This is a genomic window from uncultured Pedobacter sp. (assembly GCF_913776295.1).
GTDB lineage: Bacteria > Bacteroidota > Bacteroidia > Sphingobacteriales > Sphingobacteriaceae > Pedobacter.
In genome coordinates this window covers 35784-49838 of sequence record NZ_CAJYOJ010000050.1, presented here as the reverse complement: position 1 = coordinate 49838, position 14055 = coordinate 35784, and the positions used below count along the sequence as shown (strand labels likewise).

The 14055-nt window shown below is 37.1% G+C and carries 13 protein-coding genes; 4 read left to right on the top strand and 9 right to left on the bottom strand.

All coding sequences use genetic code 11. From position 1 onward, the window contains the following. Window positions 1–450: 450 nt before the first annotated feature. The 3 genes from QZ738_RS10300 to QZ738_RS10290 form a co-directional block, all read right to left on the bottom strand. Complete coding sequence (locus QZ738_RS10300; RefSeq protein WP_056096518.1) at window positions 451–630, bottom strand: hypothetical protein; 180 nt, start codon at window positions 628–630, stop codon at window positions 451–453. Between the two features lie 265 nt (window positions 631–895). Further along, window positions 896–1315 carry a response regulator gene (locus tag QZ738_RS10295; protein ID WP_293787190.1) on the bottom strand — a complete coding sequence of 140 codons (420 nt, stop codon included), beginning with the start codon at window positions 1313–1315 and terminating at the stop codon, window positions 896–898. Beyond that, entirely contained in the window at window positions 1316–3529 is a 2214-nt protein-coding gene (locus tag QZ738_RS10290) for an ATP-binding protein (protein WP_293787188.1), read from the bottom strand. A gap of 141 nt (window positions 3530–3670) precedes the next feature. On the opposite strand from QZ738_RS10290, the gene QZ738_RS10285 reads away from it, so the two are divergent. Continuing rightward, window positions 3671–4039: a response regulator transcription factor gene (locus tag QZ738_RS10285; RefSeq protein ID WP_293787186.1), complete on the top strand. Its 369-nt coding sequence runs from the start codon at window positions 3671–3673 to the stop codon at window positions 4037–4039. Between the two features lie 3 nt (window positions 4040–4042). Here the strand turns inward: QZ738_RS10285 and QZ738_RS10280 are convergent, their stop codons facing one another. Genes QZ738_RS10280 through QZ738_RS10270 form a run of 3 tightly spaced genes read right to left on the bottom strand, consistent with a single transcriptional unit; the run spans window position 4043 to window position 5401 of the window. Next, window positions 4043–4849, bottom strand: coding sequence for a mechanosensitive ion channel family protein (locus QZ738_RS10280; protein WP_293787184.1), 807 nt, complete (start codon window positions 4847–4849; stop codon window positions 4043–4045). 21 nt (window positions 4850–4870) lie between these two features. Continuing rightward, window positions 4871–5023, bottom strand: a complete 153-nt coding sequence (locus QZ738_RS10275; protein ID WP_293787182.1) for a hypothetical protein — start codon at window positions 5021–5023, stop codon at window positions 4871–4873. Between the two features lie 9 nt (window positions 5024–5032). After that, window positions 5033–5401, bottom strand: a complete 369-nt coding sequence (locus QZ738_RS10270) for an STAS/SEC14 domain-containing protein (protein ID WP_293787180.1) — start codon at window positions 5399–5401, stop codon at window positions 5033–5035. Window positions 5402–5540: 139 nt separating this feature from the next. Here QZ738_RS10270 and QZ738_RS10265 point away from each other — a divergent pair, with 139 nt between their 5' ends. Further along, a complete protein-coding gene (locus QZ738_RS10265) occupies window positions 5541–6659 on the top strand; it encodes an alpha/beta hydrolase (RefSeq protein ID WP_293787178.1) in 1119 nt (372 codons plus the stop codon). A gap of 109 nt (window positions 6660–6768) precedes the next feature. Here the strand turns inward: QZ738_RS10265 and QZ738_RS10260 are convergent, their stop codons facing one another. Continuing rightward, window positions 6769–7539 carry a Ku protein gene (locus QZ738_RS10260; protein ID WP_293787176.1) on the bottom strand — a complete coding sequence of 257 codons (771 nt, stop codon included), beginning with the start codon at window positions 7537–7539 and terminating at the stop codon, window positions 6769–6771. Between the two features lie 219 nt (window positions 7540–7758). Here QZ738_RS10260 and QZ738_RS10255 point away from each other — a divergent pair, with 219 nt between their 5' ends. Beyond that, complete coding sequence (locus QZ738_RS10255) at window positions 7759–10029, top strand: glycosyltransferase (RefSeq protein ID WP_293787174.1); 2271 nt, start codon at window positions 7759–7761, stop codon at window positions 10027–10029. A gap of 177 nt (window positions 10030–10206) precedes the next feature. Here QZ738_RS10255 and QZ738_RS10250 read toward each other — a convergent pair whose 3' ends face one another. Continuing rightward, on the bottom strand, window positions 10207–11673 hold the full coding sequence (locus tag QZ738_RS10250) for a glycoside hydrolase family 130 protein (RefSeq protein ID WP_293787172.1): 1467 nt from the start codon (window positions 11671–11673) through the stop codon (window positions 10207–10209). A gap of 145 nt (window positions 11674–11818) precedes the next feature. Here QZ738_RS10250 and QZ738_RS10245 point away from each other — a divergent pair, with 145 nt between their 5' ends. Continuing rightward, entirely contained in the window at window positions 11819–12919 is a 1101-nt protein-coding gene (locus QZ738_RS10245) for a sensor histidine kinase KdpD (protein WP_293787170.1), read from the top strand. Here QZ738_RS10245 and QZ738_RS10240 read toward each other — a convergent pair. Further along, window positions 12905–14008, bottom strand: coding sequence for a metallophosphoesterase (locus tag QZ738_RS10240; RefSeq protein WP_293787168.1), 1104 nt, complete (start codon window positions 14006–14008; stop codon window positions 12905–12907). The two genes, QZ738_RS10245 and QZ738_RS10240, sit on opposite strands and share 15 nt — an antisense overlap. Window positions 14009–14055: the final 47 nt, after the last annotated feature.

The window sequence follows — 14055 nt, the reverse complement described above, 5'->3', positions numbered from 1 at the left end:
CGAGGAAAATTATAGCGTTATCGGTTCAACAGTCAGAGGATATGGCCATTATCAACCAGTCCTCAGCCTAGAAATCAGCGCTGCATTACCGCGATGAACGGCTAAATTACGGTGATTAGGAAAGGATTAATTCTGAGCAACGACAGTCGCTCATCAAAAATATGTTTTGTTAGTTGGATAGATGCTCCCCGCGATGGGGAGCTTTATCATTTTAGTGGCTTTTGTGTGCCGCAGACGTATGAGGTTTAATAACAAGCGGTAGTCATTTCGTGCGGAACGGATATCGCGATGTAGTCAAAAAGATAGTGGAATAAATTAAGGATGACGTTTCGGAAGCTTATTACGCTTGGCTATCGTACTCTCGTTTTAAACCTCAAAAGAAAAATCTTTTACAAACGCAAAAAGGGCTCCGGCATACCAGAACCCTTTTTGTTTCATACTCGCGAAATATTATTTTCCAGAGTTTTTCTTTTCAGTTACTTCTGCACGGATTTCTTGTGCTAAAACTTTAAGATCTTGCATTGCTTTACGCACACGAGTACCAGCAGCTGCGTTGCCAGCGTTATAAAATTTTTCTACATCTGCTTCAATAGCAGCAACAGCAGCTTTAACTTTTGAGAATTTTTCCATCGCTAATTGATGTTTTAAAGGTTTAAAAAATTTATTTTTTTCAATAATACATATTTACCTCGAATTAACAACAGAAAGCAAATATTTATTTACAAGAAGTTTTGCACATTTTCACAATCAAAAAATGCCTTGGCGTCAACTGCAACGCAATTTGTTGCAATTTTATGATAAAATGAGATCACTCACGCAATTTGTTCAAAATACTTGATCAGGTGGAAAAGGTTTTAGTGTTTGAAGCCGGGTCTATCTGTATTTTTATCAAATTTTAATTTAATCTCAAATGTTGGTTAAACCAAAAATCGTGTACGGAATGTATACATTTAAGCAGGTTCTCGTAGCCATCGGGCTTGGTGAGGTAAGCATTGGCGCCAAACTCTATAGATGCTTTTACATCTTCAGGATTATCCGAAGTAGAGAACAAGATTACAGGTATTGTTTTTAAATAAGGGATATCCCGTATAAATTTTAATAAATCCAGGCCAGATAAGCCAGGTAAATTCAAGTCTAGCAAGATTAATTTTGGTTTAGTTTTGCTTTCTGCAAAATGCTGAAGTTTTTTCAATGCTTCTACCCCATCTTCAACTATGGCCAGATTAAGGTTATCCTTAACCTCCGTTACAGCGCTCTGCATAAAAAATGCATAGTCAATGTCGTCCTCAACGTAAAATATATCTGGTGTTTTCATTTATCTATTTTTAAAAGCGACGAAAAAAGTCGATCCTGTATTTAACTTACTTTCAAACCAAACTCTACCATGATGTTTCTCTACAATCCTTTTTACGATAGCAAGTCCCACTCCGGATCCTTCAATGTCCTTCACATTATCCATACGCTTAAATAGCTCAAATACTCTGTCGTAATAACGGTTATCAATTCCTATACCATTATCTTTAACCGAATAGATAATTTCTCCTCCTTCTATATACGCAGAAACTTCAACCTTGGGTTTGTTAACCATTGCCGAATATTTTACAGCATTTCCGATCAGGTTGGTAAACACCTGAGTAATCATAATTTTATCTCCCTTGACATTGGGAAGTTGTCCTAAAATCAGCGTAATATGATCTGCTTTATATGCTGCCCATATTTCTGTGGTGATCTCTTTTAATAAGGAAGCTATATCAACTGTTTCAAAATTAATTTCAGAACGGCCAACTCTTGCTAAATTTAAAATCTCCTTAATCAACAAGTTCATTTTATCGGCACCTACCAAAATCCTGTTTAACATTTTTTTACCGCCCTCATCTATGCTTTTGTTTTTAGCCATCAGCTCTGCGTAGGTTTTAATCGAGGTAAGTGGTGTTCTTAAATCATGCGATATAGTGTAGCTAAACGTATCCAGTTCATCATAAGCGGCCTGAAGTTTTTCATTTAGCAATCTGATTTCGTTTGCTTTTTTATTAATATCGGTGATGATAATTTCCCGAATCCTTAATACGGAGGCAATTTCTTCGGCCATCCATTTTTCAGACGTGTTATTAACTACTTCCGACCAGATTTCGAAAGATTTACGTGGTGATAGGGTCATCAACCCATTTTCAGATGAAACTGCCGGTTTATCGGGATTTCCGGCCCAGTTTACTTTGGTAATCATTTCGGGTTTAAACCAGATGATCATTTCGCCCATTTCTTTATTGATCACACAAGAAAGAATTCCCGAAGCGATTGTTTTATATTTTTTGGCCGGAGAATAGATTTCAGGCAATCGATGGGTATAGTAAACTGACTCATCATTATTTTCCTTCAACCATTCGGCAAGTTGCCATATATCTTCTTCAGATGGTACCTCTCCAATAGTTTTGAGTTCGTTTTCAAAAATGACAGCTACTCCGGTTGCGCCGGTTGCATTCAGGATAGTTCGTTTGTGGGTGGTTATTGCCTGTATTAAGTATTTATCACGGTTTAAATGTTCAGACAGTAGAGTTGCCGTGCTTTTAAATTGTTCAATAACCCTAGCATCTTCTTCTTCCTGGCGATATTCAAGTGCTGATGAAAGAATCTGTCCGATTAATTTAGCGCCTTCTCTTGCTTTATAATCTATAAACTTAGGGCTATAATTATGGCAGGCAATCAATCCCCAGAGCTCACCATGAGCAATTAGGGAGATACTAAAACTGGAGTGGACACCCATATTTTTTAAATATTGAATATGGATGGGCGATACGGCACGTAAGCCTCCGTTTGTTAAATCAAGCGCTTCATTCTCCTTGTAGGTGATTACCTTCGAATCGGCTATGTTTACATCTGCAATTAATCTGGTCAGGTTGAGTTTGTAAAGTTCTCTGGCCTGCTTTGGAATATCGGATGCAGGATAGTGTAACCCAAAAAAGGCCTCTAAATCTGCTTCCTTTTCTTCTGCTACAACTTCGCCATGGCCATCTTCTAAGAATTTGTAAACCATGATACGGTCGTAATTGATCAGCCTTTTTACCTCTTTGGCTGCACCCTTTAACAATGATGAAATGTTTTTTCCCTGAAGCATAGACGATGCTGAACGGCCTATGGAACTTTGAATATCAAACTGCAGTGTTACGGGTTCGAATTCTAACAACCAATCGTTTTTTGATGAAGAAATAATAAGGTAAAATGGACTACCGTTTATTTCAAGTGGATGTGGACTCATGGTATCGAAACTTTTACGGATGATACCAAGCTTTAGCAAATCTTCAATATAGAGAGCAGAATCTGGTTGTTTAATTAAATTATTTAGTGTTGAGAGTGGTTTATTTAATAAGCTTCTGGCCTGTTCTTTTAAAAAATCTCCTGTATTTTCACTGATATAGGAAATGGTTGAGCTGTTTTTATCTACAGCTACTAGAAAACCATGCGACTGAATTTTGCCCGGTATATGAATAGGCTCTTGATCACAATTGGTTAGGTCTACAGAAAATTTAGTCATGTGTATTATATTGCAGCATATTTAATCTCGCAAATTAACAAATATAAAGCCTAATTTTAGAATGTCTATAATTTGATAAATTCAGATTTTGAGATTTGTTTTTTATTATATATTTGTTTGAATTTAAAAAATCATTCAAACTTGGCAAAGAAAAATATTTTGGTAATCGAAGATAACCATGCAATCCTGGATGTTATAACACTTATTTTAGAAAGCGAAGCTTTTAATGTTGATGGCTTAAACAAAGGCGCGGATTTTATTAACCATGTTCTCAAACTTAATCCAGATGTAATTATTATGGATATTATGCTCCCTGACACTGATGGAAGGGAACTTTTAAAAGAACTTAAAAATGCAGAAGCTACAAAAGATATTCCGGTTTTGATGATTTCTGCCCGTTACAATGCCAGCAACTATTCATTAGATGGTATAGAAGCAGACGACTTTATGGCTAAGCCTTTTAACATCGACGAATTAATGGATAAGATTTATGCCTTGCTAAAAAAGTAGTTTTTACTCAGGCATGCCTGGTAATTTTATTCCTCCAAGTTTTAGGTTTTTCATCAATACTTCGAGAAAAGAAAGTTTAGTATCGGTAAATCCGTGTGCATTTACCCAAATATTTAAACTTATTTTGAAACCGTTATCTTCCAAAGATGATACACCAATCCTTCGTTCAGGAGTTTTTAAGCAGGCACTGAATTCATCAACTGTTTTATTGAAAATGGAAACTACATTTTCGTAATCAATTCCATAGCTGAATTTAATTTCTATATCCAGTCTTCTGGTACCCTCCCTGCTGATATTGATGATCACTTCGTTGGATAGTTTACTATTGGGGATAACTACTGTTCTGTTGTCAAATGTTTTAACAATCGTATAAAATATTTGGATCGAGGCTACCGTTCCTTCCTGTCCTTGCGCAATGATGTTATCTCCTACAACAAAAGGTTTTAGGAGCAAAATCAATACGCCGCTTGCGAAATTCTGCAATGTGCCGGATAAAGCTAAACCTGCCGCAACTCCGATACCTCCAATAAGAACCGTTAAGAATGTAAGCTGTATGCCTACAACCTGCATTACGGTAAGCGCAAGCAAAATCCTTAAAGTAATAATAATCAGGCTCGTTAAAAAGGGGCGTAATGATGGATTTATATCTTTACGGTGCATACCCCCCTGCATCCATTTCGCTAATAGCTTAATGAGCCACAAGCCTAAAATAAGCAACACTACACCTAAAATTATTGATGGCCCTTTATTAATTATCCAATCATAGGCCTTATCATAAAAACGGTCAACATTACCGGTATCAATCTTCATCGTGGTATTTTCAGTATCTTATTATTGCTTTTTTTGTTTACCTGACTTGTCTTTAGTTGTATCTACTTTTTTTGCATCTTTGGCTGATGTAACCTGATCATCAGCACCTTTAGCTTTTGCATTTTTCGGTGCAGTAGCCTTGCTACTTTCTGCCGACGTTTTAGAATCTTTCATCTTTTATATTTAATCTTCGCTATTGAGCCAAACTTTTGCCTCTTCTATTTCTTCTGGTTTAAAGCCTTTTGATTGACCAGGGGTAGCTATGGTAAATACATCAGTAAACCACTCCACTCCTTTCTCAGCACTTACCACCGCAATTTTTTTCCATTTACTGAAATTTTGTAACCCTGCTTTAACATCCTGTACCCATGCACCAGCCGTAAAATTCTTTATATCAGTTTCTAAAACCAACAGATACCTGATTTCTTTGAACCGTTCAGCCGTTCTTTTTAAGCCAGTTATTAAAACACTTTTTATATCATCACTTGTAACTTCTCCGGTGGCTCTTACGCCAAAAATGTGGTCTGGTAGTCCCGTAATTTCTGTTAGCATAATTATTCGTTTAATTAAGAACATATTAATCTGTCAAGAAGTTTGCCATTTGTACAAATTCTGAGAAGTTGTGCGATCGCGAAAACACTTCTATAACCGATGATGTTATCACTCAATATTTTAAATAAGAAAAGATCCTATGAAAAACAATTTATTAAAACCTATTATGCTGGCATGTGGAACCGCAATCCTGCTTTCAGCCTGTACCAGCGGAACAAAAAATACTGCAGGTACAGATTCTTCCATGACTGATTCTACAACAATGGCAACAGTAAAACCAACCGGACCTGCGCCTGAATGGGGCAAAACAATAAAGCCTGAAATGCAGGCGGTAATAGAAAAATTAAGCAGTTACGGGGATAAGCCTATAGAAACTTTAAGTGCCACCGATGCGCGTAAAAACCATACGCCAACAGATGCGGTAATGGCTTTAGCAAAACAGAACAATATTGCTGTACCATCGCCTAAGGTTGATACCGTAGGCAAGGATATTGACGCTGGCAGCGGTAAGATACACTTACGTATTTATACACCCAAAGCCGGTAATGGACCTTACCCGCTTATTGTTTATTACCATGGTGGTGGTTTCGTAATTGCCAATATAGATGTTTATAATGCATCGGCCCAGGCTTTGGCTGAACAAGTTGGGGCAATTGTAGTGTCTGTGGCCTACCGCTTAGCACCAGAGCATAAATTTCCAACAGCACACAATGATGCGTTTGCCGCCTATGAATGGGCCATTAAAAATGCGGTAGATTTAAAGGCAGATCCGGCTAAAATTGCTGTTGTTGGCGAAAGTGCCGGTGGAAACTTAGCGGCAAACGTTTCTATTATGGCCAGAAACAAAAATATTATGATTCCTGTACATGAAGTTTTGGTGTATCCAATTGCCCAGGCAGATATGAATACAGCATCTTATAAAATGTATGCGAATGCCAAACCTTTAAACAAAGCCATGATGGGCTGGTTTACAGAGAAATACCTGAATAGTATGGTAGAAGCGAAAGACTCCAGAATATCATTGGTTAATGCAAATTTAAAAGGACTTCCTCCAACAACTATTATTACAGCCGAAATAGATCCCCTGCATGATGATGGAGTAATGCTTGCTGATCAGCTTAAAGCTGCTGGTGTAAAAGTTGACACCAAAAATTATGAAGGTGTAACACACGAATTCTTTGGCATGTCGCTTCTTGTACCAGAGGCAAAAGCTGCCCAGGCCTATGCTGCTGAACAGTTGAAAGCTGCTTTTAAATAAAATTATCCGCATTGAGGTGTTTGCACTTCAATGCGGTTTTGTATTGAGTTAAGCATAAAGCATGTAAATATGCTGAACAGCAAACTGATCACTACAAACTGCCAGCAGATTAAGCTCCCTTTTTAGAACCTAAACTTTGCATCAGTTGATCGTATAAATCATCGCTTGAAGCTTTTTTAGGTTTCATCTTTTTAACGGTGGCCCGCTTTCCTTTAGCCTTTGCCTTAATAATTTTCAACAACTCGTTGCTGTAATCATCTTTAAAAGTGCTAAGGTCAAATTTTGAGCTATACTGTTTAATCAAAGCCAATCCAACATCCATTTCTTTTTTGGTGATGCTGATATCATCAACCTTATTAATTTCAGCCAAGCTCCTGATTTCCTGGTCGAACCTGATTTTTGTGATGACGATCACATTTTCCATAGGATGGATAACACAAAGATTTTCTGTGTTCCTGAGCACAAACCGGGCTACCCCGGCTTTACCAGATTTTTGTAATGCTTTTAATAATAAACTATAGGCCTTCCTACCCTGTTTTTCGGGTTCGGTATAGTAAGAAGTTTCGTAATAGATGGGATTGATATCCTTGATGTCAACAAAATTCTCCAGCTCAATAATCTTTGTTTTTTCTGGTGCAGCCTCTTCAAAATCATGTTTATCCAAAATAATATACCGGTCTTTTAAAAAGTAGCCTTTTACTATTTTTTCATAAGGCACCTCTTTGTGCGTATTTTCATTCACCCTCAAAAATTTAATTTTGGCATGATCACGTTCGTCAAGCATATCTAAGTCCAGGTTACTATTCTGGACACCGGAAAACAACCTGACCGGAATATTTACCAAACCAAATCCAATCGAACCTTTCCATATTGATCTCATAGCTAAATATTTAAATATTTACCTATTAACAGGTGTCTAAAACTTATTGTTTTGGGTTTGTAACCTATAAATCGGCTAAATAGCAAACTATTTAGATTCTATACTGTTATTTGATCATAACCTTATAGAAATACTTGTGAAACCATAATGATTTTTCAAAGTAATAAAGGGAATGAAGAGATCACGATTGTGTAATTACCATTGAAAACATTTATAAAGATGAAAATAGCCTATATTTCTACCTATCCGCCCCGTGAGTGTGGTTTAGCTACCTTCAACCAAAATTTAGTTAATGCTTTGAGTTTAAATCCCACTTACGATGCTAACCAGAGTTTTGTAGTTGCGATGAATGAGTCGGATGACTTGAATGAACATCAGTACCCCAATGAAGTAAAATTTGTTATCCGGCAACAAAATCAACAAGATTATCTGGAGGCCGCTGATTTTATCAATAACAGTGATGTAGATACCTGTATTATTGAACATGAGTTTGGCATATATGGTGGTAATAGTGGCGTTTTTTTGCTTTCTCTTATTAACAGGTTGAAAAAACCTTTCATTACGATTTTGCATACGGTTTTAAAAGAGCCAAATTTTATGCAGCAAACCATTATCAAGGAGATTGCTGCTAAGACGGCTAAATTGGTAGTGATGAGTAAAAAAGCGGTAATGTTTTTAACAAGTATCTATCAGATTCCAAAGGGCTCTATTCAATTGATCGAACACGGTGTTCCGGATTTAGAGCCTGTAGTTAACAGTCAAATTGCACAGAGTGAATTGTTCAAGGGCAAAAAAGTACTCTTTACATTTGGCTTGATCAGCAGAAATAAGGGTTTGGAAACAGTTATACAGGCGTTACCATCTATCGTAGCGGAACATCCTGATGTTTTATATATGATATTGGGCAATACTCATCCCGGCGTGGTGAAACATAATGGCGAAGAGTATCGTGACAGTTTGAAAGCGCTTGCCAAAGATTTGGGCGTGGAAGAGAATATTGCTTTCGTTAACAAATTTGTTTCGGAAGATGAACTGCATCAATATTTAACCGCCTGCCATTTATACATTACCCCTTATTTGAATGAAGCTCAGATCACCAGCGGCACATTATCATACGCTATTGGTGCTGGAGCTGCAGTGATTTCTACTCCATACTGGCACGCCCAGGAGCTATTGGCTGATAATAGAGGTAAATTATTCGATTTCAAAGATCATCATAAACTGGCAGCAATTGTTAATGATCTTTTAAGTGATAATGATAAATATTATAAACTAAAACAAAACGCCTACGAATACGGACTGAATCTTCGCTGGCCAGCCATTGGAAGTATTTATCTTAATGTATTAAATGAAGCATTAACACTAGAAGTTAAAGCAGAAAGACCGGTTCCGCCTATTATCGATGTAGAAGGGATGCCGGCCCTAAATTTAAACCATATTGCGCTGTTAACTGACGATACAGGAATTATACAGCATGCACGTTTCGGCATTCCAAATTTAAAAGAAGGCTATTGCATCGATGATAATGCAAGAGCATTAATTATGGCCTTAATGGCTGTTGAGCAGGATAAAAACAAAAGAGCTTTAGCTTTTATGCCAATATATCTGAGTTTCATTCAATACATGCAAACTGAAGATGGAAATTTCAGAAATTTCTTAAGCTTTAACAGGCAATATTTAGATGAAGTGGGGTCTGAAGATTCCTTTGGCAGGACTATTTGGGCATTGGGTTATTTGGTTTCCGCCGCGCCTAATAATTCCTACCGGGAATTCGGCCGTGAGCTATTTTCTCACTCTGTAAAACACTTTAAAGAATTAAAATATTTACGCGGAAAGGCAAATACCATTATTGGTTTATCGTATTATCTAAATGCACATCCTGGAGATGAAATGATTATTCAGGAGATTAACATGCTGGCAAGTTCGCTGGTAGCTTCATATCGTGAAAATAAAGATGGAGAGTGGCATTGGTTTGAAGATATTTTAACTTACGATAATGCCATTCTTCCGCTGGCTTTGCTGCATCATTACGAAGTTACAGGGAACAAAAAATCGTATCAGACCGCCATGGAAAGTATTGAATTTTTAAATAGTTTTTCTTTTGAAAATGGTTACCTAAACCCGGTTGGTAATGCCGGATGGATGAAAAAACATGGAAAAAATCCCATTTACGATCAGCAGGCTATAGAGACAATGGCCATGGTTTTATTGTATGCCAAAACTTTTGCGATTACCAAAGACGATCAATATCTGAATTTGATGCATATGAGCTATAAATGGTTTTTAGGAGAAAACAGCCTTCATATTCCTTTATATGATTATGAAACCCATGGTTGTGCGGATGGATTACAGTTTAATAGTGTAAACAGAAACCAGGGTGCAGAAAGTACATTGGCTTATTTCATCTCCCATTTAGCTATTTTGAAGACTGCAGAGGTTGAATACGAGACTTTATCTTCACCATTAATGGAAACCGATAAGATTAGCTAAATAATAAAGCTTTCTTAGAATTACCGATAGCTGGTTCAATAAATGAATCAGCTTTTTTTTTAAGTTAACTTAGCAGTATAAAATAAAGAGCCATCTCAACTTATGTTTGTATGAGATGGCTTAGTGCATAAAATGATGAAGCGGGGTTCAGCAGCATCAAATAAATTGTAGTAAAATTTAATTATTTTCTAATAACCTATTTAATAGCAATTCCAGGTTTACAGTAGCGAATGATGAGCTGTAATCGGATAGGCCATAAGGGATTATCAATTCTCCATTACTGATAATTGAACCACAGGAGTATACCACATTTGGTACATAACCTTCCCTTTCATCGTTATTCGGGATAATCAAAGGTTCTTTCAAATGGCCAATTTCAATACTAGGGTCTTCCAGATCCAATAAACTTACCCCGATACAATATCTTCGCATAGGGCCAACACCGTGCGTAATAACCAGCCATCCTTTTTCGGTTTCTATAGGAGAACCACAATTGCCGATCTGCACCAGCTCCCAATCATAACGGGGCTGTTTTAAAAGCACCGGGTTTTCCCATACATTTACCTTATCAGAAAACATCAGGTAATTGTTCCACCCATCTATCCTGCTCATCATCACATACTTTCCTCTAATTTTTCGTGGAAACAATGCCAGGTTTTTATTCTGTGCACCATCTCCGTAAAGCGGAATTACTTTAAACTCATAAAAATCTTCTGTTTGAACGAGTTTAGGAATAATTAGAGAGCCATCAAAAGCGGTGTAAGTAGCGTAGTAAAGCACTTTTCCATCATCTTTAATAAATTTAACGAAACGTGCGTCTTCGATCCCTTTACGTTCAAATTCAGAAATAGGGAAAATCACACGATCAGAGATATCGGTATCTTTCGAAAAGGTAATGGTGTGGTAAGTGTCTGATAGCCAAAGAACCTTGTCGTATTCGATTAAACGGGACGGATTTTCTTTGTGTAAACTTTTTGAATCTTTAATGATATTGCTTAAACTGGTGTATTCAAATTTATCATCAAGTTTCGATTCTATTTCTTCCAGAACAGCAGGATCAATCTGTGCATAGGCCGCTTTTTTTAAGAATAATTTTTTGATATAAATGGCATTTTTCACCACCTCAGCCTCATCAACATAATTTCCAACCGGTAACACCTGGATATTATTGTTTTTATCAATTAAGGCACGTCTAAACACTATGGACGAAATATGACCCTCTCCTACAGCCCTAAAGCTGATGATTACCCTTTTTTCGCCTTCAACCAAATCGGTTTGATCAGGATCATCAACGATACTCGGGTTGAAAAATGCAGCAGACTCTATGGAATATTCATGAGTAAAGTAAGCACCGATCAACAACCTGGTGTATTCATCAATATCTTCGAAGGATGTACCCAGGGCCGTAAATTGTTTTTTTAATTTTTTGCAATGGCGGGTTAAGATTTTTGTAATATTCCGGTGTCTTTTAGAATATTCCTGTAGTATGGGCGATATCAGTGAAAATACTTTGTCATCTGAAAACTCCAAAACCTTCCTGATTACTTCCAGTGCTCTCTCTTCTCCATTAAAAAAAAAACGTGCAATAACTCTCTTCGTATCCGGATTTACCTTAACAGGTTTACGTTCAATATATAATCTCATTATTTAACAGTTTTGACGGTAATTTTAATGCTTTCCGCTCTATTATCTCCAACCTTATCATAACGAAAATTATAGCTCAATTGTTTATAGTTTATACATTATTTTTACCTTTAACAATTCATCTTTCCATTAAATTGTTCAATAAATGCAAAACGAAAAAGCAGAACTTGATATCTCTTCAGACGAAACCCTGCGTTTGAAAAAGCTGGGTAATTATGAGATATTGAATACTCCGCCAGAAAGCGCTTTTGATCAGATTTCGCAGCTTGCCTCCGAAATATTTGACGTACCATTTGCGGGAATCTGTTTTGAAGCTAATGGTGGTTTTTTCGTAAAGTCGGAGATTGGCGGATCTGCCCTGGAAATTATCCAAGACCGGGACAAGGATAAATTTGCTTTTTTTGCTTCAGAGCCGATCGCATCACCTGACGGATATCGCCTGGGCCTGATTTACGTTGCCGATACTGAATCTAAATCGGCTGAAGATCGGCAATTGAGAATGCTGCAGCGTTTAGCTGATATGGTGGTAGAAAAAGTGGAGTCGAGGATGGCTATCAGGAGAACTTTAAGGGCTTATGATGATCGTTTGCATGTATTGGTTCATGATCTCAAGAACCCAATGACCACCATCACACTTCAATCTGAATTGCTGGAACGAATTCCGGGTATAAATGAAAAGGCTTCTTTAATTGCTGGTAAGATTAATGCTCAGGCTAAAAAAATGATTGATAATCTGAATGGTATTTTAAGTGCCGCCCGGAAAGAGGCAACTTCGTTTAAACCTCAAAAAGATAAGATTGATTTAAAACAAATACTGGAAAAGGTAAAAAAAGATTTTACACTATCGCTCAAACGTAAAAATCAGACCGTTTCAATCAACATTGAGGAAACCCTTGAAGTTTTTGCTGACCCTGATAAAATTGCCATGGTTTTTATTCAGTTGATGGATAATGCGATCAAGTTTTCTCCCATGGGAAATGAAATATTTATCACGTCTCAAACAGCTGACAATGAGTTAACTGTATCAGTAAAAGACCAAGGAGTAGGTTTAACTGATGAAGACTTAGAAAAAGTTTTCTTGAAATTTGCTTCGCTAACTTCGGTGAGCACAAATTATGAAAACAGCTACGGATTAGGACTGATTACTGCCAACGCACTGGTAGAGATCCATAAAGGTAAGTTATGGGCGGAAAGTGAAGGAAAAAATTTGGGGGCTACTTTTCATGTAACCCTACCCATTAAATAGGTTTGTATCCAATAAATCGTCGATTTTCATTTCTTCCAGCACAATTCTTTCGGGTATGATATTCGTGTGGTACGACCATTTAATCAATCTTATCAATCCATCAGCAATTTCGATGCCCGTAATATCGCCATCACTAAAACAACAGCATCCGCTATTGAAGTAAACTGGTTTGTATTTGCCAAAAACCGGGCCCTGGTCTCCTTCCTTTATCCGTTTACGAAGCTCGTTATTTAAGAAAGTAATATCACCGGTATTTTTCTCTTTTTTTGCTTTGTTTAGTTTTGCATAAATTCTTTCCAGGTGAGTTAGCGATGCAAAAACTGGCTGGTGAGTGTGCCCTGTAATTAAAGCAATATTGTTTTTGGCGATTACCCAATCGTACATGAGGGAATTGTGGACTGTTTTAAGCTGATTGTCATATGCTGGCGTATTTGGATTAATTTGCAGGTAAGATTGCAGCGGTGCCCAAATGGTACTTACAAACCATTTGCTAAACCAGTTTCCATCACTTTGCAAATCGCCCTGATGTCCGTGTGTTAAGAAAATATCAATTTGGCCGTCTTTTGCAGGCATCCTAAGTATGGCACCTTCGTAAATACGGATCTGGGTTTCGTAAATCCTATTGAGATTAAAGCCGGCCAAAGGATCATTATCCCAGTATAAATCATGGTTGCCAAATATTTTAGTGAAATGGTTTTTAGCAATGAAGGCTTTTTCTGTTTCGAATGTTTCTTTGTTGTGTTTAATCACGGATTCGAGTAGATTCTCCCAAAGCTCTTCGCTATCTCCCAAATTTATATAATGGAAATCCTGTTGATGATAGTAGTCCAGTGCCTTCAGGTAATTTTTTTCAGCTAAACTGAAATCATCGGCATGATCTCTGGCACCCTTATGCTGATCTGATAAAATGATGAATTTATCTGTATCGGTAACTTCGAAGATCGGTCCACGTTTTCCCGGGCTATCGTGGATAGTTTTATAAAGTTTATCTAATGCTTCGTAGATGCGTTTACGGTTGGGATTTGAACCAAACTTATTCGACATGCGAATCATCCAGGTGCTGAGTAAACGTTGTAAATATTTTCGCATTAATCTGGTGCTACATTAAAGTTTAAACTTAACAAAATATAAGTTCA